Raw genomic sequence first — 21985 nt, forward strand, 5'->3', positions numbered from 1 at the left:
CTTTAATTTTGAATTTTGAATTTTGAATTTTGAATTGGTTTATCCCCAGCCTCTTCAGTCCCTACTTATGCCAAGTGCATCTTCAAAACACTACGTGGAGCTTTACGAACTCTAGCTAAAATGGTTTCTTTACCCAAACGTTGGCAGGCTTCATACCGATGGCAACCAGAAAAGCCATAATATTGTCCATCTACCTCTAGGACATCAATGGGTTCTTGCTGTCCGATCGCCGCAATCGATTCCATTAAGTCTTGCACTTTTTTGGCATCGTTGCTACGGGGCAATGGCCTCTGAATTTGATTTAATGGAATTTCTTGTATCCTAACCATGAGGAATTACCCCACTAAATTCTGTTTCGTATCCATAAATAAATCATACTCGTTATGACTTCGTTTTGCAACTTTTTCGGACAGCAAAACCGATAAAAGTATTATGGGAGCGCTCATGCGACAAAATCACCACGCCATAAAGCAAGTGCCAAAACTGCTGCCTAGCAGCCATACTAAGAATCGGAGAGCCAGGAAATACTCATTCTGGCGTTTTTCCTTGACTGTGCTGATGACTTTTAGTTTGTTGGGATTGACGGGTGCATCAGGTACTGAAGATAAAGTTAAGGATTTAAACTTGAGAATTGGGATTGTGCAGCGATTTGGTGCAGAATCTACAGTTAAACTGCAACTAGAACCCACAAAAGACGATCGCTTAAAACTCAGGTTTCAGGAAGGGGATAAACAACTTACCTTGACTACCTCAAACCCTGTTGAGCTAGAAGCAGTTATGCAACCTTTATCTAGCCCAGCAATTGGGGAGGTGGTAGTTTTAGGGACATATAGCACCTACGAAACGGCGGAATATAGTGCCAACAAATGGCGATCGCAGGGAATTGAGGTAGAAATAGCCCAGCCTGATCGTTGGCAAGTGTGGGCAAAGAGGGAAGTTTATAACACGCCTTTATTACGACGCTTGTTATTTAAGAGTGTACAGTCTACGGGCAATCAGTTGGCATTCATTAACACCCAGGTTTCCCCCACTGTACCGCGAGTCAATTGGATAGTGAACGGCAAACGCTACAGCCCTAAAAATGTAGAGATTAGTACAACTAAAAACTTGATTCGGGTGAAACAAGGCGAAAAACTAGATACAACTCGTGTTTATGCAGGCAAAATTAATTTTCAGCCCAACGCCTATGGTACATACACTCTAGTCAATCAAGTCCCCTTAGAAATTTATTTACGCGGTGTTGTTCCCCACGAAATTGGTACAACTGCACCAACAGCAGCCCTAGAAACCCAAGCAATTCTGGCTCGGACTTACGTTTTAAGAAATTTACGTAGATTTGCTGTAGATGATTATGAATTATGTGCTACTACGCACTGTCAAGTATATTATGGGCTGACAGGAACAAGCACCAAAACCGATCAGGCGATCGCAGCTACTAGAGGTAAAGTATTAACCTATAACAATCAGCTAGTAGATGCGCTGTACTCTTCTACTACTGGTGGTGTGACAGCTTACTTTAGTGATGTTTGGAATGGTAAAAATCGTCCTTATTTACGTCCAGTGGTGGATACACCTACACAGTTATGGGACTTGTCTAAGCAGAGTCTCGCCGACGAAAAGAACTTTCAGAAATTTATTAGTCTCAAACAAGGATTTAATGAAAGTCAATGGAATGTGTTTCGCTGGTCTAAAGAAACGCCATTAGATAAGATTATTGAAGATTTACAGAAATTCTTGCGGGCAAAAAACAATCCCTACGCCAAATTTAAAAACATCGAGGCGATGGCCATAACCAAACGCAGTCCAAGTGGACGTATTCTCGAACTAGCGGTGAAAACAGATATTGGCACTTTTACGCTACACAAAGATGAAGTGCGTAGTGCCTTTGCCGCGCCTAGAAGCACATTGTTTTATATAGTACCGCTTAATAAAGGTAAAGACGAATTGTGGGGATATGCCTTTATTGGTGGTGGCTTAGGACATGGAGTGGGCTTGAGTCAGACAGGAGCGCAAAATTTAGCCAAATTAGGGTGGTCAAGCCAGAAAATTTTGCAGTTTTACTATCCTGGAACGCAAATTAAACCACTCAACGAAGAAATCAAGTTCTAAGAGGGTATTTGAAAAGTTTCAGTAGGTATAAAAATGTCATTCTGACTGGAGCGGAGCGTAAGGAAGAATCTAGGCTTTGTGGCACATACCGAGATGTTTCATTCCGCTACGCTGCATTCAACATGACAAAGAAACAGACTTTTCAAACGTCCTCTAAAAACAAAGGAGTCAGAATTCAGATTGACACTCTCCGACCTAAAGGTACGGAGATTCTTAAGACCTCACAGCCTTAATATTCTGTTTGCACAGATTCCCAGGCTCACCACGTTTGCCCAGTAGGGCGTAGTGATATCTCCTCAAGGTTTTTCGGGCGTAGACTTTCCCCCAGTCCGGGGGTAGGTTTTTAAATCTTGTACTGATTAGAGTATTTTACCATGTTCATCAACAAAATTGACTTAAGCCTAAAGGCAATAAAGAAGCTTTCATCCCGTGCCTGTTCGCGCAGCGTCTCCCCTTGGGAGAAGTACGAAGTTCGGACACCTGCGTGTCCTGCTTCTCACGGGTTTTCAGCATTCCCCTTATAATTATCTTTTTGAATTCAAAATGCAAAATTCAAAATTCAAAATGAAGAATCAGAATAATTTAAAATTAATCAATTCTTGGGAAAAACCCCCACTGAATCATTCGCGCAGCGTCTCCTAGAGAAGATTCAGTGGTCTAAAATCAGTGGCGGGTAGCTTACAGCAAGCAAGCTACAAGTCCCCACTGATTATCTTGAATTTTGAATTTTTAATTTTGAATTGGAGCGTAAAGCCTGCGGCGGAGCTTCCGCTTAACACTTAGCGTCTCCTAGAGAAGCTACTGAACCCCTTTAATTTTTTGTCTTTTCTAATCTCTTAGTAGAGGTCTTCTTCTTTGTTGGTTTCGATGGTGAGATCAGAAGTAGGATATGCAACACAGGTGAGTACATATCCAGCTGTGATTTGATCGTCATCTAAGAAAGATTGATCGGACTGGTCTACTGTACCAGAAACCAATTTACCTGCACAGGTAGAACAAGCACCAGCACGGCAGGAGAAGGGTAAATCAAGACCTGCCTCTTCAGCTGCGTCTAGAATGTATTCATCATCGGGTACATCGATGGTGTTTGAACCGTCGGGGGTAACGAGTGTAACTTTGTAAGTTGCCATTTGAGTAATCCTCTCTTTTGCGGACGGCAGTATTTAATTTATCCCAAAGCAATCCTTACGGCTGCCCTGATGGAATTAGCCGTTATTTAAAATTTGCTTCAATTCTGATACTACGGGAAAAATTAAAGTATGTAACAAGAAATCCCCCACGATTAGAAATGAGATTTGGTTATTAGATAACAATAAGTTTTTTTTATACTTTTAGAGATTCTATATCGTTAACATCAGTAAAAACTATATGTTGTGGGCATTGGGCATATAAATTCAAAATTCAAAATTCAAAATCTTGCCCTCGAACGAAGTGAAGGGTCAAAATTGAAGAACTTCTGCCCCCCTGCTTCCCTGTCCCCTGTCACCTGTCCCCTATCACCTGTCCCCTGTCCCCTGTCACCTGTCCCCTGTCCCCTGTCCCCTATCACCTGTCCCCTGTCCCCTGTACTTAGGTATAATGCAAAGGCAGCATTGGGATAAGCAATAGTGCGCGTTGGCTTAGTTGGTACTGGATATGCAGCAAAACTACGGGCAGAGGCTCTACTGCAAGATGAACGTTCAGATTTAGTTGCAGTTGCGGGGAATACATTAGAAAGAACTCAAACCTTTGCCAAAGACTACCAGACTGAAGCGATAACTTCGTTAAGCTCCGCCAACCCTTCTTGGCAAAATTTGGTAGAACGAGATGATATAGATTTAGTAGTGATCTCCACAATTAATCGCGATCATGGTGCGATCGCTCGTGCGGCACTATTGGCCAATAAACACGTAGTGGTAGAATATCCCCTAGCTGTGGATTTGACGGTAGCTGAGGAATTGGTAGCTTTAGCCAAAGCTCAAAAAAAATTACTCCACGTCGAGCATATTGAACTTTTAGGCGGACTGCATCAAGCTTTAAGACAAAACTTAGAGAAAGTTGGTCATTTATTTTACGTGCGCTACAGTACGATTAATCCCCAAAACCCTGCACCCCGCAAATGGACATATCATCACGAAATGTTCGGGTTTCCCTTGATTGGCGCACTTTCTCGGTTGCATCGTCTCACGAATTTGTTTGGTGAGGTTTTCTCAATTAACTGTCATCAACGATATTGGGAAACAAAAGCAGACTCAGACTATTACCAAACCTGCTTCTGCATGACGCAAATTGCCTTTGAAAGTGGCTTGCTAGCGCAAGTTATTTACGGCAAAGGTGAAACTTTGTGGCAGCATGAACGAAAGTTTGAAGTTCATGGTGAAAGTGGGGGTTTAATTTTTGATGGGGAAACAGGATTTGTCATTCAAGCTGGGGAAACTACACCCATAGAGATGGGAACTCGTCGGGGTCTATTTGCCAAAGATACAACAATGGTGTTAGATCATTTATTTCATGGCACACCTTTGTACGTCACCCCAGAGGAAAGCTTGTATACTCTAAAAGTTGCCGATGCTGCAAAAAGAGCCGCAGAGACTGGTTTAACTATATTTCTTACAGATAAATAAATTAGATCCAAAATGAAAACTGAGATAATTGTTATTTTATCCCAACGCGAAATCGACAAAATGCGGCAGGCGGGACGCTTGGCGGCTAAACTTTTGCAGCATCTAGAACCATTGGTAAAACCAGGAGTCACCACCCTCGAACTTAATGATGAAGCTGAACGCTGGACACAAGCACACGGAGCAAAAAGCGCACCCCTAAATTACAAAGGCTTTCCTAAATCAATTTGTACCAGCGTCAATGAAGTCATTTGTCATGGGATTCCCAACGCTAAACAGGTTCTCAAAGAAGGTGACATTATTAACATTGATGTGACACCGATTGTTGATGGTTATCACGGTGACACATCCAAGACTTTTATTGTTGGCACTGCTGCGCCAAAAGTACAACATCTGGTAGAAGTAACCCAAAAGTGTCTCTACTTAGGCATTGCGGAAGTCAAACCAGGGGCGCGGATTGGTGATATTGGCGCAGCTATTCAAGAGTATGCTGAGGGAGAAGGCTTTTCTGTGGTGCGTGATTTTGTGGGACATGGTATCAGCCATATTTTCCACACTGCACCAGATGTTCCCCACTACGGTATACGGGACAAAGGTAAGCGTTTGCGTCCGGGGATGGTATTTACAATTGAGCCAATGATTAACGAAGGCACTTACGAAGTCGAGATGCTCAATGATGGTTGGACGGCTGTAACACGCGATCGCAAATTATCCGCCCAGTTTGAACATACCATAGTAGTTACAGAAGACGGCGTAGAAATCCTCACTCGCCCCGACGGTGATTAAATGAGTAATGAGTAATGAGTAATGAGTAATGAGTAATGAGTAATGAGTAATGAGTAAATACCCATTACTTCACTCAATAAATATTACCAAATTATCTTCCTAAGTGATTAGGGATACCTTCACAACCGCCAGGAATTGTATTTCTGGTTTTTTCTCCACCCCAAGCGCAGCAGTAATAACGAACGGACTCAGGCATTCTTTGAACATCGCTAAAATCAGCATTTTCGACCACCGCACCAGTGTATTCTCCTGTTTCATAGTCTGGTGGTTCAGTGCGACTGCGAGGTGATGCTTGTGCCAATGTACCGTAAAATAGGCGCACCCCATTTAAGTCAGCCCCTCTGAGATTGGCATCATATAAGATGGTACGAGCGAGGTTGGCTTTAACTAAATCACAACCACTCAGGTTAGCGCGAACAAGATTGGCTTCACTCAGGTCAGTCCAACGTAAATCTGTACCCGCAAGGTCGGCGGCGGCTAACATCACACCTAAATCAATGACGCGTACACCCTCTAAGCGGTCTTCTGCGTAGCCGCCAACGCCGTTGAGAATGGCTCTACCTAGACGGCGATCGCGTTTTAGGGGTGTGAGTAACTTAGAACGGGACAAAAAACGCAGAATTTTAGCTTTACCACTACCATCGACACTACTAAAAATTGCCGCCGTCCGACCTTCGGCGATCGCTCTTTCTTGCGGCCAATCTTCTAATAATCCTTCTTCATCTAACACCAAATCAGAAACACCTTGGAAGTAGGAATCAATGGTTTGTTGTTGGGTAATAATATTTTGCTGAACAGTTAACAAGTTTTGCTGAATTGTCAAGTCTTTGGAAATTACATATTGTCGCCACGCCACGTAAACAGCAACGATCGCAATCAGAATTTGACCCAAAGCCCCAAACCACTCCGCCAGAGTTCCCGACGCATCCCAATTGATTCGCCGTCCCCACAGCAGTAAGCGATCGCCTATTCCGGTAAACTTCAAACCACCGATGAGTGAGACTATTAGCCCTACCGAGCCGATAAATATGGTTTTATCTTGACCATAAAACCACGAGTTGACGACATATTGCAACCAAGGGAAGAGTATCACCAAAGATAACAGCAACGTCCCCAACGTCCCCACCATACCGATGAGCCAGTTATTGAGGACAAAGCCGAGAAAAGTAATAGCGATCGCTACTACAGTCATTAACAATGCTCTCGGCTTAACTTTTAATTGAGGTTTCGGGGTGGTTGAGAAACTAGAACGGGCTTGTTGCAAGGCGGCTGTATTTTGCGGTGATTGCAAAGACGAAATCGCCGCTAAAGCTTGTTGTGCAGCTAGTGTTCCCGGTGTGAGTTGATTTTTACCTGCTCTCGCACCATCAAAGTCATCTGGTTGCGATTCATTTTCAGGTATAGATTTTGGGGTTGGTGGTTTGGGGGAATTAGATTCAGTCGTCATGTTTTCTATTTTGCCCCAGTAGTCTCAATTACCCAACTGTCCATGAAAAATTCACCATATATACAACATGGGGGGATTTTGACAGAGGAAATTGGCATCACAATTGCGATCAGCTACGCTGGGCGGTTACGCCATCGCTACTAAAATTTGATTTTCTCAACAAAATATGTTAATATTATTGAACATTTTTTACAAATCCTTCAAAGCAAACTAAACTGTTAAAACATATACAAAACTATCTAAAAAGATTCGTGATAGTGAATACGATTAGGAAAGATGGGTAGTTTTAACATTGTTTTATGAGTTCTGTGGTTACAGCATGGTCTTTTGGCGCAGCTTGGTTGCCTCTGGTTTTATTACTGTTTTGATGTTTGGCTGTAGTAATGGGATAAACTCATCAACAGCAAAGACCAGGGAAGTAGTCAAAAAGATTAATGTTTCCCGGCTATTTACAGAAGCGAAGGATAGCCAAAAAGCAGAACAATTATTTATTGAAGGTAATAAATTATCAGATGCACAACGCTATCAAGATGCTATAGCGATGTATGAGCAAGCGATCGCCATTAAACCAGAAAGTGCAGATATTTGGATTAATCGGGGTAACGCCCTAGCATCGTTGCAAAAGTATAAAGATGCCCTCTCATCCTACGACAAAGCGATCGCCCTCCAGCCAGAAAAAGATGAAGCTTGGTATAACCGAGGTAACGTGTTAATGACCTTGCAAAATTATCAAGGTGCAGTAGCAGCATACGACAAAGCGATCGCCCTCGCACCAAAGAAAGCCGCAGCTTGGATTAATCGCGGAATTTCCCTGACAAAGCTGCAACGTTATCAAGAAGCGTTAAAGTCTTATGATCAAGCGATCGCCATCAAACCCGATAAACCAGAAGTCTATTACAATCAAGCTTGTACCTATGCCTTACAAAGCAATGTAGAATTAGCCACTGCAAATTTGCAAAAAGCTATACAACTTGATGCTGGTAAGTACCAATCGTTAGCAAAAATTGACCCAGATTTTGATAAAGTGCGTAGTAATAAGCAATTTCAGGAATTGATGCAGTAGGTAAGACGAGCAGGGGGAGCAGGGGGATCAGGGGGAGAAAAATACATTACTCATTACTCATTACTCATTACTCATTACTCACCTCTTTCCAATGAAAAAACTTTTAATAACGGGAGTAAGTGGTTTTTTGGGATGGCATCTTTGCCAAATAGCTAAACAAAATTGGCAAGTTTATGGAACTTATTATTACCATAATATAGAAATTTCTGGTATTAACTTAATTAAATTAAACTTAACAGATTTTGCTGAATTGCAGCAGGCATTTAGGGAAATTCAACCGGATGCAGTCATTCATACAGCAGCGCGATCGCAACCAAACTTTTGCCAAATCCATCCCGAAGAATCACACTTAATTAATGTGACAGCATCTAGTAATATTGCGGGACTTTGTGCAGATTATGCTATTCCCTGTGTTTTCACATCAACCGACTTAGTTTTTGATGGATTAAATGCTCCTTATAAAGAAACAGATGCGGTGTGTCCTGTTAATATTTATGGTGAGCAAAAAGTATTAGCAGAAATACAAATGTTAGAACGCTATCCCATGACAGCAGTCTGTCGGATGCCATTAATGTTTGGTAATGCTACCCCCACAGCTAAAAGTTTTATTCAGCCATTTATTGAAATTTTAAACCAGAGAAAAGAACTAAATTTATTCATCGACGAATTTCGCACACCAACCAGTGCTAAAACTGCGGTACAGGGATTGTTATTAGCATTAGCAAAAGTTAATGGTATTATTCATTTAGGCGGAAAAGAAAGAATTTCTCGCTATGATTTTGGGCGGCTTTTGGTAGATGTTTTTCAACTTCCGGCAATTGGACTTAAAGGTTGTCGTCAACAAGATGTGCAAATGGCAGCACCAAGACCCGCAGATGTATCTTTAGATAGTTCTAAAGCTTTTATTTTGGGGTATCAGCCTCGGTCTATCAAAGAAGAGTTAGAGGAATTAGCTTTGCTGATATCTTGATTTCGGATAAAATTAACTATCAAGTAATACCATTGCAAATACTATGATGATACCAGGGGAAATTATCACACCTGCCGGAGAAATTGAACTTAATGCTGGTCGTCAAGCTGTGAAATTGTGCGTAGGGAATACAGGCGATCGCCCGATTCAAGTGGGTTCACATTTTCATTTTTATGAGGTGAATAATGCGCTTAATTTTGATCGGGAACAAGCGTTGGGAATGCGGTTAGATATTCCAGCCGGAACAGCAGTGCGGTTTGAACCGGGGGATGAGAAGGAGGTGAGTTTAGTTCCTTTAGTTGGGAGTCGTCAGGTTTATGGGTTTAATGGGAAGGTGAATGGGAAATTATAACGCAAAGGGGCGCGGAGGTTTACGCAGAGGTGCGCGGAGTTAGAGTTTGTTGGCTACGCGTTTGATGCCTTCTTTGAGGTGGAGGACGTTAAAGTTAAGGAGGAGTCCGAGTTTACAGTGGGTAAGTTTCAGGTACGTGAGAAGTTGTACCGCGTGGATGGGTTTGAGAGATTCTACAGATTTGACTTCAATCACTACTTTATTTTCGACTATCAAATCCAAACGATAGGCGCAATCTAATTGCACCTCTTTATACACAAGGGGTAATGAAATTTGCCTACCAACTCTAAATCCTTGCTGCTGCAATTCATAACACAAACACTCCTCATAAGCCGACTCCAACAACCCAGGACCCAATGCCGTATGCACCCTCATTCCACACCCAATAATCATCCCACTCAAATCATTCTCATCCATACTCCGCGCCCCTCTGCGCTTCCCTCCGCGCTCCTTTGCGTTTAAACTCAATTCTAACCCCACTTCCAAAAAATGTAATATGCCTTACAAAATATCTCGCCGCGCCTACGCAGAAACCTACGGCCCCACAGTAGGCGATCGCATCCGTCTAGCTGACACAGAATTATTTATACAAGTAGAACAAGATTTTACTACCTACGGCGACGAAGTAAAATTTGGCGGCGGTAAAGTCATCCGCGATGGGATGGGACAATCCCCTATTTCCAATGCTGATGGTGCAGTAGATTTAGTCATTACCAATGCTTTGATTCTCGATTGGTGGGGAATAGTCAAAGCAGACATCGGCATTAAAGACGGTAAGATATTCAAAATTGGGAAAGCCGGTAATCCATATATTCAAGACAATATAGATATTATTATCGGCCCAGGTACAGAAGCCTTAGCCGGGGAAGGAATGATTCTCACGGCTGGCGGAATTGATAGCCATATTCATTTTATCTGTCCCCAGCAGATTGAAGTTGCGATCGCCTCCGGTATCACTACCATGATTGGCGGTGGTACAGGCCCCGCGACAGGAACAAACGCCACCACCTGCACCCCCGGCCCCTGGAATATTTACCGAATGCTACAAGCGGCTGATGCTTTCCCCATGAACTTAGGCTTTTTAGGTAAGGGAAACACCAGCCAACCCCAAGGCTTAGTTGAACAAGTTTTAGCCGGTGCAATGGGGTTAAAGCTACATGAAGACTGGGGAACTACCCCCGCTACCATTGATACTTGTCTCAGTGTCGCCGATGAATATGATGTGCAAGTGGCGATTCACACCGACACCCTCAACGAAGCCGGATTTGTCGAAGATACCATCGCCGCCTTTAAACATCGTGTCATTCACACTTACCACACAGAAGGCGCAGGCGGTGGACACGCACCAGATATCATCAAAGTCTGCGGTGAACTCAACGTCCTCCCATCTTCCACCAACCCCACCCGTCCCTATACCCTCAACACCTTAGATGAACACCTAGATATGTTGATGGTATGTCATCACCTCGACCCCAGCATCCCTGAAGATGTCGCCTTTGCAGAGTCCCGCATTCGTCGGGAAACCATCGCCGCCGAAGATATTCTGCACGACTTAGGCGCGTTTAGCATGATTGCATCCGATTCGCAAGCAATGGGAAGGGTAGGTGAAGTAATAATTCGCACTTGGCAAACAGCCCACAAAATGAAGGTACAACGGGGAAGCCTCGCGGGTGATGGAGAAGCAGATAATCTGCGGGCTAAAAGATATGTTGCAAAATACACTATTAATCCTGCAATTACACATGGTATTGCTGAGTATGTCGGTTCGGTAGAAGCAGGTAAACTTGCAGATTTATGCTTGTGGCGACCAGCATTTTTTGGTGTGAAACCAGAGATAGTCATTAAAGGCGGGATGATTGCATGGTCACAGATGGGAGATGCTAACGCCAGTATTCCCACACCCCAACCTGTCCATATGCGACCGATGTTTGGTAGTTTTGCAGGTGCGAAACACGCCACATCTTTAACCTTTGTTTCTCAAGCAGCTTTAGCCAGAGAAATTCCTAGCCAGTTGGGTTTAAAGAAATCAGCCGTAGCGGTTTCTGGAACACGTCAATTAACTAAACAGGATATGAAGTTAAATGATGCTTTACCTCATATAGAAGTAGATCCAGAAACCTATGAAGTCAAAGCTGATGGCGAATTGTTGACCTGTGAACCCGCCACCGTTTTACCAATGGCGCAAAGATACTTTTTGTTTTAGTCCATGACCTTTTTTAAATTTTGTTAGCGCAGCGTTAGCGAGTCCGCGAGCGTCATTTTGAATTTTGAATTGGAGCGCAGCGACTGACTGGGTGATGGTTTTGCCAAGGGAATTGGCATTAGATTTTAAAATGGAAGTCAGAAGTTACGAGGAGGTACAGAGAATGCGGTACGTAACCAGTATTGAACGGCTAGCAAAAGAAGAAGGGATTGTTCAAATGGGTAGAGAGAATTTGATTGCTATTTTAGAAACCAGATTTGGAGAAGTGCCAAACTCTATTGTTGAAGCTATCAATAGCATTAATGATCCATCGTTGCTGAAGACACTGCTGAAAAGCGCGATCGCAATTTCATCAACTACAGAATTTCAGCAAGTATTGGATCATCTTACTACTGGAGGATGAAATTATCACATTTTCATACTCAAATCTAACCACTTCGATTGGGTAATCGGCGCACTGCTGGAAATATAGTCAACACCTGTCTCAGCAACAGCGCGAATAGTTTCTAAGGTTACATTCCCAGAGGCTTCTATTTTTACCCGTTTATCCTGTTGACGAATTAACTCCACTGCTTCCCGCATCATATCTAAGGGCATATTATCTAACATAATAATGTCGGCTTGATGCTGCAAAGCTTCTTTCACCTGTGCTAAATTTTCCGTTTCTACCTCTATTGTCAAAGGATAGGGAATTTTGGCACGAATCCGGGTGATGGCTTCTGCAATTCCCCCAGCCGCCGCAATATGGTTATCTTTAATCATCACTGCATCATCTAACCCCATGCGGTGATTAATTGCACCACCCACAGCAGTCGCGTACTTTTCTAACAGTCTTAATCCTGGTGTGGTTTTGCGAGTATCTACTAACTGTGCAGGTAAATCGGCAATTTGTTTTACATATTGATTAGTTAAGGTAGCAATTCCACTCAAGCGCATCCCTAAGTTCAACGCCACCCGTTCCCCCATCAGCAACGCATCCAATGAACCGTGAATTTCCGCTACTAATTGTCCTGGTTCACAGAATGCACCTTCATCAGCAGCCACTACAAAATTAACTTTCTCATTCAATAGTTGAAATACCCTAGCTGCTACAGGTAAACCAGCGATTATTCCTGGTGCTTTTGCTATCCATTGTGCCTTACCTGGAGTGACATCTGCGGCTAATAGACTATTTGTAGTGCGATCGCCTCTACCAATATCTTCTAATAACCAGCTTTGCAATAGCTGATCTAAGACAATAAATGGGGGTAGGACGGCATTTAAATGGTTCATGTAGGGAATAGGGGACAGGGGACAGGTGACAGGGGACAGGGGACAGGGGACAGGGGACAGGTGACAGGTGACAGCGAAGAGAGAAGTAGTAAGTAGTGTTTCTTTTATATGTTGCTATAGCGTTTCTTACTTAATCACATGAGGTTATATCATAGCCCCCTCCTTGCTTGCGGGGAGGGGGTTGGGGGTGGGGTTCTCATACCTCACTAAAGCGAGAACCGCTATAGTACCTTAGCTGGGCTAGGTAGAGGCTTACAAAAAATTATTATTATCTTTACAAAAAAATCTTGTTACCAAAACTGTTACGAGCGTCTCGTCACTAGTCAGTTACTCTATCATGATATTTAGTTAAACTCCTCACACCACACTAAAAACCGTGAAACTATAACATCATAATAGTTTCGCGGTTTTTTTTGACAATTGAGTAGCCTAGGCGGAAAATCGTCGTAGTGGTCTATCAAGTTAGTTTTGAAGGTTCGTAGTAAGGACTTTAGTCCTTAACATTGCAAGGACTGAAGTCCTGACTACAAACTAAGTGTGCATCTAGTTTCAACTCGGAGAAACAATCGTGAAAGCAGTTTTAATGACAGCCGCAGGTAGTCCAGAAGTCCTGCAATTACAGGAAGTGCCAAAACCTACTGCATTAGGTAGTACAGACTTGTTAGTTCGCTTGGTAGCGGCTGGGGTTAACCCCATTGATACTAAACTACGACAACGAGGTACTTTTTACCCCGATCAAATGCCTGCCATTTTAGGGTGTGATGGCGCGGGTGTAGTGGAAGCAGTAGGCGACGGCGTAAAACGCTTTCATCCAGGTGATGCAGTTTATTTCTGCAATGGTGGCTTAGGCGGACATCCAGGTAATTATGCTGAGTACACTATTATAGATGAACGCTTTGCAGCCCATAAACCAGAGTCCTTAACCTTTGCTGAAGCCGCAGCCGCGCCTCTAGTCTTAATCACCGCTTGGGAAGCTTTATATGAACGGGGAAGATTAGAACCTGGGGATAAAGTTTTAATTCATGCAGGTGCTGGTGGGGTTGGCCATGTGGCGATTCAACTGGCAAAACTTAAAGGCGCGACTGTCTCTACTACCGTTAGTTCTGAAGAAAAGGCGCGTTTTGTCAGACAACTTGGTGCTGATCATGTGATTTTCTATAAACAAACAGATTTTGCCCAAGCTGCCTTAGATTGGAGTAACGGCGAAGGTGTAGACTTAGCTTTTGATACCGTCGGCGGTGAAACTTTTCATCAAACCTTCCCTGCGGTGCGAATATATGGCGATATCGTTACCATTCTCGAACCCAAAGCCGATACTGTTTGGAGAAGTGCCAGAAATCGCAACCTCCGCATCGGTTTTGAGTTAATGCTGACACCGATGTTACTAGGCTTGGTCGAAGCACAACAGCACCACGGAGAAATTTTAGCAGAGTGCGCCGACTGGATTGATCAAGGTAAATTAAAAATTCATGTCAGCCACAAGTTTCCCTTAGAAGCAGCCGCAAAAGCTCATCAGTTACTGGAAGAGGGTGGGATTGTGGGTAAAATTGTTTTGCTGATCAGTAATGATTAAAGCCTTGAATCTACGATAACTAATGACTAATAACTAATGCCTGATGCCTTATGGTGGAGACAAGCTAGTTTACTAATTATTTTGTGTGCGTTGTTAGTATTATTAATACCCCTACCAGTATGGGCAGTACCAACACAACTAGAACGTACACCATTAACTTTAGAATTGTTGCAAGAGCGACTACGTACACCAAGCCTCCGGGAAGGTAATTTAACTGTAGACTTGCGACAGATGGTAATTGATTTGCGTCCTGAAAATGCTGGTTTTCGTGATGCTTTTTATCAACTTCTACGAAAAGAACTGCAAAAAACAGGGGCAAAACCTTTAGGATTAGACTTGAGTTTTGCTCTAGTTCAAGGTGATTTTATTGGCAGTGATTTGGGTTTAAGAACGCCTTTATACGCCCAAGCTATTGCTCCTATTTTTACTGCCACTGAGCAAGCACAATTAGAACAGTTACGCTTGGTTTGTTTACAATCTTTAACGGTGACTTTGATCAACTCTAAAGATTGTCGATCGCTGTTAGATACTCAATCAACAGCATCTAGCGAAGTGACTGTTTTTCGTGGTGCTTTGACATTCACCCAAACTCGCTTTAATGGGGAAGTGAAATTTCCTAATACATTTTTTCTCCAATCTGTAGATGCTCAAAATGCTATTTTTCTCCAACCTACTAACTGGAGTGAAACTAGATTTAGCCGTCCTGTAAGTTTTTATAATTCCAGTTTCCGCAAAACGGATGATTTTCACAGTAGTATTTTTTTTGATAAAGCTAATTTTAAACAAACCCAGTTTCTCGAAAATGCTGATTTTCAAGGTAGCCTTTTTCAGAAAAACGCCAATTTCAATCAAGCTAATTTTAAACAATTAGCTAAGTTTAATAATATCCAATGGCAAGGAAATGCTGATTTTTCTGATGCGCGGTTTACAAATCAAGCACAGTTTACGAAAGATAGTTTTAATCAGTTCCTATTTTTAATAGAAGCAACCTTTGAACAAGCTGTCATCTTTCGAGAAGTGCTGTTTAATCAACCTGTAAATTTGCAGAATGCTAGTATTCTCAACCAAGCTGATTTTAGTGATGCGTTATTTGCCAAGGAAGCATTTTTAAATGTCCCTGGAATCACTTTTAATTCTAATCAAGCCAAAATCTTAGGGAATCCTGGGCAGATTGGCAAAATGTTTAGTGTCCCCACTTTACAAGGCAATCAAAATGTGTTGCGAAATTTGGGGCAGAATTTCCGTCAACAACAGCAAGTCACTGATGCTAACCAAATAGAGTACACCAAGCAACAATTAAGATTGCAAGAATTAAGCCGTAAGTTATTAGGGATTAATATTAATAATGCACCTGTAGTCAGTTTGATGAGACTGGGTTTTTCTAACATTCAAGCAGAAGCGATCGCCCAACGCCGAATCATCAAACCATTTCGCAACAGCAACGAACTATTAACCTTAGTAGACATTGATTTAGCCACCTATAACCAACTTAGCGATCGCCTGATCGTTTCCGAACCCCTGGCTATTGGTAGTTGGTTGCTAGAAGCTTGGGCTTGGTTAGCATTGAGTGTATTATTACTCTTAAGCGGCTATGGGACAAACTTTTGGCTAGTCTTTGGTGTGGGGGGAGTAGCGATCGCTTATTTTGGTGTATTATTTTGGCTAGTAGATCGCTATCGTCGTTTACATCCCGTCCCCATCATTCCCACCTACTACGAAACGGTTGCTATCTTCATTAGTTTTAGTGGTTTAACCTTCTTTAGTTTATTAGCCATCTTCCGCAATGCTGCCCAACCTTGGCTAACTCTAGGATGTCTGGGAATAATTATCGTCCCCATACCCTTGCTTTTACTTATCTGTCTTTACAAACAAGGACGCTATCACGACTTAATGAATGTTTCTTACTTAACCGAAGATGGAACATTTCGACAGTTGCGATTATTAATTGGTCGTTTACCCGTGATTCCCAGAAATCAAGTATTTCGGGAACGATATATGCACCTATTGTGCGATCGCCGTTGGAATTGGCTGAACTACTACGACTTTAGCCTGAACAACCTAGTCAGGTTAGGTTTTAACGATATTCGCCTCCGAGATGAACACCTACCGGGGATTATTTCTACCCTTGCTTGGTATCAGTGGAGTTTAGGGATACTTTACATCACCCTGGTTTTATGGACACTCTCCCGCACTATTCCTGGCTTGAACTTATTGATTTATCTCAAATAATAATTAAGATTAAATGACTATTAAACTAAAGAAAATTTTACGTTGGTTAATTTTAGGGGCGACACTAGTTTTTGTCGGTAATACCTTAAAGAATCATTGGTTAGAGGTGACAGCTATTCGCATTGATGAAGCGGGATGGTCAATTTTGGCGATCGCGACTGGGGTCACTTTACTAGCGCATATTTGGGCTGGTTGGATTTGGACTTGGGTTCTCCAAGAGTTAAAACAACCTGTACCATCTATCCAATTTATCCAAGTTTATCTTAAAACCAACCTTGCTAAGTATTTGCCGGGTAATGTGTGGCATCACTATGGGAGAATTGTAGCGGCGAAAAATGCCAATGTTGTACCTGGTGCAGCCACCCTCAGCGTTTTGCTAGAACCCTTACTGATGGCGGCGGCGGCTTTAATTTTTGTTGTTTTATTTGGCAATCAATTTGCAGCTAGTAACACTACCTTGACGCTAAAAGGGTTACAAATACTAAGTTTGGTAATCATACTTGGTGCAGTGCATCCCCGATTTTTAAACCCAGTCATTGGCTTGTTGTACAAATTAAAAGCTAAGAAATCTAGCACTCAGCCAACCCCTAATTTTCAGATTCGACGCTATCCCCTCAGACCAATGTTAGGAGAGATAGGATTTTTAGGACTGCGGGGTATGGGTTTTGTCTTAACTGTATTTGCGATCATACCCTTGAATCTGAGTCAAATTCCTTTATTGTTGGGTGCTTTTAGTTTTGCTTGGTTATTGGGGTTTATAGTTCCCGGTGCGCCTGGGGGATTGGGAGTCTTTGAAGCCACAGCGATCGCACTTTTACAACATCGTTTTCCCTCGGCGGCGGTCATTAGTGCGATCGCCCTATATCGTCTCATCAGTATCGTAGCTGAAACTATTGGTGCAGGCTTGTCCTATTTCGATGAACGCCTTGCTAAGTAGCCATTATTATGGGCATGGGGCATCATTAGTTATCAGTTATCAGTTATCAGTTATCACTTATAGCGTTTCCTAATCAAATGAGATATGTGATAGCCCCCTCTCCTCGCTAGCGGGGAGGGGGTTGGGGGTGGGGTTCTTGTACCTCACTCAATCGAGAAACGCCATATCAGTTACCAGTCACTTGATAACTGTTCACTGTTCACTGATGATACCCCATACCCCTCTTAGGTGCTAGGAGAATCGTCCCCAGACAATATTTGATTGATGCCAATGACCCAAGGCATACCTTGATTCACTGGAGAACTAATACTAATTTTGGCGTGGTTTGCAAACAGTTTTAATTTGCTAGCCAAATACGAAACATTCATCATAACATTTTGATAACTTTCAATATCATGGCATACCATGACTAACATCAGAATGCCACTATTAACTTTAAAATACCAGTGACAACTGGATAACAAAATACGTACCGAATGCCTACAAGTTAAATAGAACCTTGTTTTTGTTACTTCTTCTAGTTGACTGAGTAATATTTCACTTATGAGTGTAGTTTTATGTGTGGGCAAATCGTCGGGAGATAGATATGGTTGCTTCATAGATTTTCGCCCTAATTGCAAAGGATTAATAGACTGACGTAAACTCAAAAACTTTAATTAATTTGTCAGTTACATCAGGTAGAAACATAATCTCTATTGATATCCGTTCACTCCCTTACAACTGGTTATATAGTTGAGTTTCCCTGCTGTCTCATTTTCCTTATATTTCTTTAGCAATTACTCTACAAAAGTAAATATTCTTTAGTATTTCGTGATATTTAGCTTATTCTTACTAGTCATCATCCTATCCATCCACATCTCAAAGTCTTACCCTAGTTGATTTTGGGCGATTCCAAAAATAACATAGGCACAATTCAATTGTACCTAACAAGGATTTCATCCTGTCTAATTGTCAATTGTGATACTTATGCAGATAATTCAGATATTAAGTAAGAAATACTAAAAGCAAACATTGCCAAAATAACGGGAATTATAGTGCTAGGTTCTAGTTTACGGGTCTGAAAAACTTCTATCAAAGACAGAGGAACAATCACCGGCCAGAAAATAGTAGTGATTAAGAACATCACAAAAGATAAGAATTTATCTTCAGGGGAAGCATGAGATTGACGCAAAGAGAACTGTAGCCAGTTAGTGAAAAAGTAACAACTCATCAACAGATAACTAATCACTAATGTTAATTGTATTTGGTGCATTGCGATTACTCCTGAAGCTTTTTGATGTTTATCACGATAACCGGGATGAAGTTATTAAACAATGTATTTAATAGAAAAAAACAGAGTATTTAAAAGCAATATTTATATGCGTTTGTAGACAATTATACTGATAAAAATCTGCTATTTTTTGGTCAGATAAATACTATGCGAATTCCGAAAAAATCTGAAACTGTAATTATACTTGAATTCATCTCAACCCAAAAGTTAAATCAATACTGCTTCTAGGGTTAAGTTACTTAGATTTTTTAAAAACCAATGGGACAGATATAGCGTTTCCTATCACATGAGATATATCATAGCCCCCTCTCCTTGCCTGCGGGGAGGGGGTTGGGGGTGGGGTTCTTGTAACTTAAACGCTATATGTGCTGGGACGCTGATTTTGCTGTATTTACCTTTTCAAAGATATTAGTGATGACATGGACTTTGATCTGCTTTCCAGTGTTTGATGTTAAAATATTGTTTCTAGGCAGGGTTCATCAGCAAATTTTCTATCTGCAATATGGTTCAGTATACTCTCGCTCAAAGCCCAGAAATTATCCTCACTGTTGCAGGGAAAGATTCTGCCAAAGCCCGTGACAAAGCAATGGATCAGTTAATGGAACTGATGAATGCTGGTCAACTCCCTACAGAACTAGAAGAAGGATTTGGCCCGCAACAATTAATAGAAGTGAAAGAGCCTACAACTGATTCTACAGGTGGTGAAGATGCCATCACCCAAGCAGTCCAAGTTCTCAGCAACCTGGCTACACTGAAATTAAAAGTACAAGAATCACGCACTGAAGCATTAGAAATTCGTAAAGCTCTTGATGTTCTCTTTTCAGACGAATCAGTAGCAGAAGAAGAAATTGCTCGCCTCAAAGATGGTTTTAAGGTTCTCAAGAATTTTGCTCAAGCTAATTTACGTTACCAAGACGCACGCACCAAAGCAGAACACGCTAGGAAAGTATTAGATCAGGCTTTAGAGTCACCAGATAACCCTGATTTCTCACAAAAACTCAAAAAATAGGCTCTTGAGTCTAATCTATCGGGAACTATGCTGAGAACCTCCGGCTTTTAGCCGGGGGATGAAAGCTAGCCCCAGACTTTAGTCTGCGGCTAATGTTAAAATAAAGCATCCAGTCGTAGGGGTGACGACCCATGCAGGATATCCATCACTGGACTCCAAGGGCAAAAACGTAGCCGCAAGGTTCGCGATGAGGATGCTCGGCGGTGGGACGCATCGTGGAGGATAAATTAAATTGCCTGTGGAGACGGTCTGACGGGGGCATAAAACCAAGGTTGAGTGTCTAGTTAAGGGTCTAAGAAGCAGGAAAAAGGTGGAGAGCAAGGGCTTTAGCCTTTGCTTCCTTCGGAACGCTACGCGAACGGAACATCCTTTAAGAATCCCCTTGATTTTTAATCAGGGGAGTACGTCAACACCGTAAAATTAGCAAGTAGGGGCATAAGCCCCGCTATGCTAAGAAGACTTCTAATTCTTGCCTAGTAAAGATTCAAACTCAGCTTGCAAAGCCGTAATATCTGCTAGCCTAGCAACGAGAATATTGTCATTACCAGCATCAGTTAAACGTACTTTCCAATAATTTATAGTTTCTGAGTTATTTAACCAGAATTGCACGACAGTATCTATCACTTGCTCAGTATTCCAACCCCATTTTATGGGAACTGGTTCTACGCATTCTAGCAATGCGTCGAGGGTACATTTATGGGTAGATAAATATTCTATCGCTTGAGGTTGTGGTTTTTGCAGGCTTTGCTGTTGGTGATGGAAAAATTGCCAAACTGGAGACACGCCGACAAGATCAAAAGTAAATTTCATCCATTTCTCCCAATAGTTAATTAGTTGTATGGAAGACATAGCTTATGCAAACAAAACTACCTAACTATCACCTGGGAAATTTAGACTATTTACCTATTTATTAGGTATTAAGGTTTCTTGAGAAATTAGCACTTGTTAGGTTTGAGTGCTAATTTTTTATGTAATTATTTGATGTATTATTAAAGAGTTTCGGTCATAAATTTGGGGAGATATTGAATTTTTAATAATTCTTTAATTTTTATAATTACTAATGGTAAAGGGGAAGTAGCCGCTTTATTGGCTGCTTGCTTATGGGCTATAGCTTCAGTGGTATATGGGATTGTGGGGCAAAGAATTCCGCCGCTAAAGCTGAATTTGACCAAGGGGATAGTAGCGATCGCCTTTTTAGTGCTGACTATCCTATTCACTAGAGAATCCTTACCCCTTTCTGACCCAATGCCGATTTTTCTGCTGTGTTTGAGTGGGGTTGTCGGTATTAGCTGGGGTGATACAGCTTTTTTGGCAGCGATAAATTATTTAGGGGCGCGGCGTGTTTTACTTATAGGAACGCTTGCACCGCCCATGACAGCGATCGCCGCTAATATTATTCTCCAAGAACAGCTTAATATCAGGGCGTGGTGTGGGATTATACTAACTATCCTGGGAGTAGCTTGGGTAGTTACAGAAAGAGTTCCAGGTAATGGTGATGATTCCCCGGCGCACCTATGGACAGGTATTGGCTTTGGTTTATTGGCAGCCATGACAAATGCTATTGCTACAGTTATCTCTCGCGGTGCTTTTGCTGCGGGGAATGTGACACCTTTATGGGCAGCTTTGTTGCGGTTAAGTGCAGCCGAGTTAATTCTTTTGCTATGGGTGTGGTTCGGTAGGAAAAACCAAGAACTGTCCTATCCCTACTGGCAATCAGGAAGAGTGATTTTTGTTACTTGCTTTGCAGCTTTTTGCGGCACATACTTAGGAATTTGGCTACAACAGACAGCCATTAAATTAACGGCTGCGGGAATTGCTTCAACGCTGTTACAGACAAGTCCGTTATTTGTTATCCCCATAGGTATGTGTATGGGTGAAAAAGTGAGTTGGAGAGCGATCGCCGGCGTGATTATTGCGATCGTCGGTATTGGATTGTTATTCTACCTTAAATGAGTTGGGATTCCCAACGACATAATCAGTTTTTTGTGCTGATAACTGCTTGAATAGCAGAAGCACCGAAAAAACTTAAACCACCTGAAATATAAATTAGCTTATCGTAAATTCAAGGGTTTAAGACCCCTACGTCTACACGTAGTATCAGTTGAGTTGGGGTTTAAATCCCTAACTCCAACTGTCTTTAATTTTGTTAGCGCAGCGTAAAGCCT

21 protein-coding genes are annotated in these 21985 nt (G+C 42.0%); 13 read left to right on the plus strand and 8 right to left on the minus strand.

The window, feature by feature from the left end; all coding sequences use genetic code 11:
* Window positions 1–65 precede the first annotated feature (65 nt).
* Window positions 66–329 carry a ParB N-terminal domain-containing protein gene (locus L6494_RS10895; protein WP_237994688.1) on the minus strand — a complete coding sequence of 88 codons (264 nt, stop codon included), beginning with the start codon at window positions 327–329 and terminating at the stop codon, window positions 66–68.
* A 115-nt stretch (window positions 330–444) separates the two neighbouring features.
* Between L6494_RS10895 and L6494_RS10900 the strand changes: the two genes are divergently transcribed.
* A complete protein-coding gene (locus L6494_RS10900; protein WP_237994690.1) occupies window positions 445–2109 on the plus strand; it encodes a SpoIID/LytB domain-containing protein in 1665 nt (554 codons plus the stop codon).
* A gap of 836 nt (window positions 2110–2945) precedes the next feature.
* Here L6494_RS10900 and L6494_RS10905 read toward each other — a convergent pair.
* Window positions 2946–3239, minus strand: a complete 294-nt coding sequence (locus L6494_RS10905) for a ferredoxin (protein WP_237994692.1) — start codon at window positions 3237–3239, stop codon at window positions 2946–2948.
* Between the two features lie 477 nt (window positions 3240–3716).
* Here L6494_RS10905 and L6494_RS10910 point away from each other — a divergent pair, with 477 nt between their 5' ends.
* Both L6494_RS10910 and map read left to right on the plus strand, forming a co-directional pair.
* Window positions 3717–4712 carry a Gfo/Idh/MocA family protein gene (locus tag L6494_RS10910; RefSeq protein WP_442946994.1) on the plus strand — a complete coding sequence of 332 codons (996 nt, stop codon included), beginning with the start codon at window positions 3717–3719 and terminating at the stop codon, window positions 4710–4712.
* Between the two features lie 12 nt (window positions 4713–4724).
* Window positions 4725–5495 carry a type I methionyl aminopeptidase gene (gene map, locus L6494_RS10915; protein WP_237994694.1) on the plus strand — a complete coding sequence of 257 codons (771 nt, stop codon included), beginning with the start codon at window positions 4725–4727 and terminating at the stop codon, window positions 5493–5495.
* A gap of 91 nt (window positions 5496–5586) precedes the next feature.
* On the opposite strand, the gene L6494_RS10920 is transcribed toward map, so the two are convergent.
* Window positions 5587–6942: a pentapeptide repeat-containing protein gene (locus L6494_RS10920; protein WP_237994696.1), complete on the minus strand. Its 1356-nt coding sequence runs from the start codon at window positions 6940–6942 to the stop codon at window positions 5587–5589.
* Between the two features lie 319 nt (window positions 6943–7261).
* Between L6494_RS10920 and L6494_RS10925 the strand changes: the two genes are divergently transcribed.
* From L6494_RS10925 to L6494_RS10935, 3 genes are all read left to right on the plus strand, one after another.
* Entirely contained in the window at window positions 7262–8005 is a 744-nt protein-coding gene (locus tag L6494_RS10925) for a tetratricopeptide repeat protein (protein WP_237994698.1), read from the plus strand.
* A gap of 91 nt (window positions 8006–8096) precedes the next feature.
* Complete coding sequence (locus tag L6494_RS10930) at window positions 8097–8975, plus strand: SDR family oxidoreductase (RefSeq protein WP_237994701.1); 879 nt, start codon at window positions 8097–8099, stop codon at window positions 8973–8975.
* Between the two features lie 46 nt (window positions 8976–9021).
* Entirely contained in the window at window positions 9022–9327 is a 306-nt protein-coding gene (locus tag L6494_RS10935; RefSeq protein ID WP_237995962.1) for an urease subunit beta, read from the plus strand.
* Window positions 9328–9366: 39 nt separating this feature from the next.
* Here the strand turns inward: L6494_RS10935 and L6494_RS10940 are convergent, their stop codons facing one another.
* Window positions 9367–9744, minus strand: coding sequence for a GxxExxY protein (locus L6494_RS10940; protein WP_237994703.1), 378 nt, complete (start codon window positions 9742–9744; stop codon window positions 9367–9369).
* 79 nt (window positions 9745–9823) lie between these two features.
* On the opposite strand from L6494_RS10940, the gene ureC reads away from it, so the two are divergent.
* Together ureC and L6494_RS10950 are read left to right on the plus strand one after the other, a co-directional pair.
* Window positions 9824–11530, plus strand: a complete 1707-nt coding sequence (gene ureC, locus L6494_RS10945) for an urease subunit alpha (protein ID WP_237994705.1) — start codon at window positions 9824–9826, stop codon at window positions 11528–11530.
* A gap of 163 nt (window positions 11531–11693) precedes the next feature.
* Window positions 11694–11933 carry a hypothetical protein gene (locus tag L6494_RS10950; RefSeq protein ID WP_237994707.1) on the plus strand — a complete coding sequence of 80 codons (240 nt, stop codon included), beginning with the start codon at window positions 11694–11696 and terminating at the stop codon, window positions 11931–11933.
* Between the two features lie 5 nt (window positions 11934–11938).
* Here the strand turns inward: L6494_RS10950 and nadC are convergent, their stop codons facing one another.
* Entirely contained in the window at window positions 11939–12802 is an 864-nt protein-coding gene (gene nadC / locus L6494_RS10955; RefSeq protein WP_237994709.1) for a carboxylating nicotinate-nucleotide diphosphorylase, read from the minus strand.
* Between the two features lie 568 nt (window positions 12803–13370).
* Between nadC and L6494_RS10960 the strand changes: the two genes are divergently transcribed.
* Genes L6494_RS10960 through L6494_RS10970 form a run of 3 tightly spaced genes read left to right on the plus strand, consistent with a single transcriptional unit; the run spans window position 13371 to window position 17541 of the window.
* Window positions 13371–14375: a zinc-dependent alcohol dehydrogenase family protein gene (locus tag L6494_RS10960; protein WP_237994711.1), complete on the plus strand. Its 1005-nt coding sequence runs from the start codon at window positions 13371–13373 to the stop codon at window positions 14373–14375.
* 36 nt (window positions 14376–14411) lie between these two features.
* Window positions 14412–16604, plus strand: coding sequence for a pentapeptide repeat-containing protein (locus tag L6494_RS10965; RefSeq protein WP_237994713.1), 2193 nt, complete (start codon window positions 14412–14414; stop codon window positions 16602–16604).
* A gap of 13 nt (window positions 16605–16617) precedes the next feature.
* Entirely contained in the window at window positions 16618–17541 is a 924-nt protein-coding gene (locus tag L6494_RS10970; protein WP_237994715.1) for a lysylphosphatidylglycerol synthase transmembrane domain-containing protein, read from the plus strand.
* Between the two features lie 224 nt (window positions 17542–17765).
* Here L6494_RS10970 and L6494_RS10975 read toward each other — a convergent pair whose 3' ends face one another.
* Together L6494_RS10975 and L6494_RS10980 are read right to left on the minus strand one after the other, a co-directional pair.
* The gene (locus L6494_RS10975) at window positions 17766–18140 is read right to left on the minus strand and encodes a hypothetical protein (RefSeq protein WP_237994717.1); all 375 of its coding nucleotides are present in this window, start codon (window positions 18138–18140) and stop codon (window positions 17766–17768) included.
* 365 nt (window positions 18141–18505) lie between these two features.
* On the minus strand, window positions 18506–18793 hold the full coding sequence (locus L6494_RS10980) for a hypothetical protein (protein WP_237994720.1): 288 nt from the start codon (window positions 18791–18793) through the stop codon (window positions 18506–18508).
* 520 nt (window positions 18794–19313) lie between these two features.
* On the opposite strand from L6494_RS10980, the gene L6494_RS10985 reads away from it, so the two are divergent.
* Complete coding sequence (locus tag L6494_RS10985) at window positions 19314–19820, plus strand: hypothetical protein (RefSeq protein WP_237994722.1); 507 nt, start codon at window positions 19314–19316, stop codon at window positions 19818–19820.
* 462 nt (window positions 19821–20282) lie between these two features.
* Here L6494_RS10985 and L6494_RS10990 read toward each other — a convergent pair whose 3' ends face one another.
* A complete protein-coding gene (locus tag L6494_RS10990) occupies window positions 20283–20630 on the minus strand; it encodes a hypothetical protein (RefSeq protein ID WP_237995964.1) in 348 nt (115 codons plus the stop codon).
* A gap of 276 nt (window positions 20631–20906) precedes the next feature.
* On the opposite strand from L6494_RS10990, the gene L6494_RS10995 reads away from it, so the two are divergent.
* A complete protein-coding gene (locus L6494_RS10995) occupies window positions 20907–21773 on the plus strand; it encodes a DMT family transporter (protein WP_237994724.1) in 867 nt (288 codons plus the stop codon).
* Window positions 21774–21985 lie beyond the last annotated feature (212 nt).

It is taken from the genome of Nostoc sp. UHCC 0870 (genome assembly GCF_022063185.1).
Taxonomy (GTDB): domain Bacteria; phylum Cyanobacteriota; class Cyanobacteriia; order Cyanobacteriales; family Nostocaceae; genus Trichormus.

Excerpts from the sequence above, each read along its gene's own strand:
- L6494_RS10970 (WP_237994715.1), top strand. The coding sequence starts at position 16,618 with ATGACTATTAAACTAAAGAAAATTTTACGTTGGTTAATTTTAGGGGCG.
- L6494_RS10940 (WP_237994703.1), bottom strand. The coding sequence starts at position 9,744 with ATGGATGAGAATGATTTGAGTGGGATGATTATTGGGTGTGGAATGAGG.
- L6494_RS10935 (WP_237995962.1), top strand. The coding sequence starts at position 9,022 with ATGATACCAGGGGAAATTATCACACCTGCCGGAGAAATTGAACTTAAT.
- nadC (WP_237994709.1), bottom strand. The coding sequence starts at position 12,802 with ATGAACCATTTAAATGCCGTCCTACCCCCATTTATTGTCTTAGATCAG.
- L6494_RS10950 (WP_237994707.1), top strand. The coding sequence starts at position 11,694 with ATGCGGTACGTAACCAGTATTGAACGGCTAGCAAAAGAAGAAGGGATT.
- L6494_RS10900 (WP_237994690.1), top strand. The coding sequence starts at position 445 with ATGCGACAAAATCACCACGCCATAAAGCAAGTGCCAAAACTGCTGCCT.
- L6494_RS10985 (WP_237994722.1), top strand. The coding sequence starts at position 19,314 with ATGGTTCAGTATACTCTCGCTCAAAGCCCAGAAATTATCCTCACTGTT.
- L6494_RS10930 (WP_237994701.1), top strand. The coding sequence starts at position 8,097 with ATGAAAAAACTTTTAATAACGGGAGTAAGTGGTTTTTTGGGATGGCAT.
- L6494_RS10925 (WP_237994698.1), top strand. The coding sequence starts at position 7,262 with ATGGTCTTTTGGCGCAGCTTGGTTGCCTCTGGTTTTATTACTGTTTTG.
- L6494_RS10965 (WP_237994713.1), top strand. The coding sequence starts at position 14,412 with ATGCCTGATGCCTTATGGTGGAGACAAGCTAGTTTACTAATTATTTTG.
- L6494_RS10895 (WP_237994688.1), bottom strand. The coding sequence starts at position 329 with ATGGTTAGGATACAAGAAATTCCATTAAATCAAATTCAGAGGCCATTG.
- L6494_RS10975 (WP_237994717.1), bottom strand. The coding sequence starts at position 18,140 with ATGAAGCAACCATATCTATCTCCCGACGATTTGCCCACACATAAAACT.
- ureC (WP_237994705.1), top strand. The coding sequence starts at position 9,824 with ATGCCTTACAAAATATCTCGCCGCGCCTACGCAGAAACCTACGGCCCC.
- L6494_RS10980 (WP_237994720.1), bottom strand. The coding sequence starts at position 18,793 with ATGCACCAAATACAATTAACATTAGTGATTAGTTATCTGTTGATGAGT.
- L6494_RS10905 (WP_237994692.1), bottom strand. The coding sequence starts at position 3,239 with ATGGCAACTTACAAAGTTACACTCGTTACCCCCGACGGTTCAAACACC.
- L6494_RS10920 (WP_237994696.1), bottom strand. The coding sequence starts at position 6,942 with ATGACGACTGAATCTAATTCCCCCAAACCACCAACCCCAAAATCTATA.
- map (WP_237994694.1), top strand. The coding sequence starts at position 4,725 with ATGAAAACTGAGATAATTGTTATTTTATCCCAACGCGAAATCGACAAA.
- L6494_RS10990 (WP_237995964.1), bottom strand. The coding sequence starts at position 20,630 with ATGAAATTTACTTTTGATCTTGTCGGCGTGTCTCCAGTTTGGCAATTT.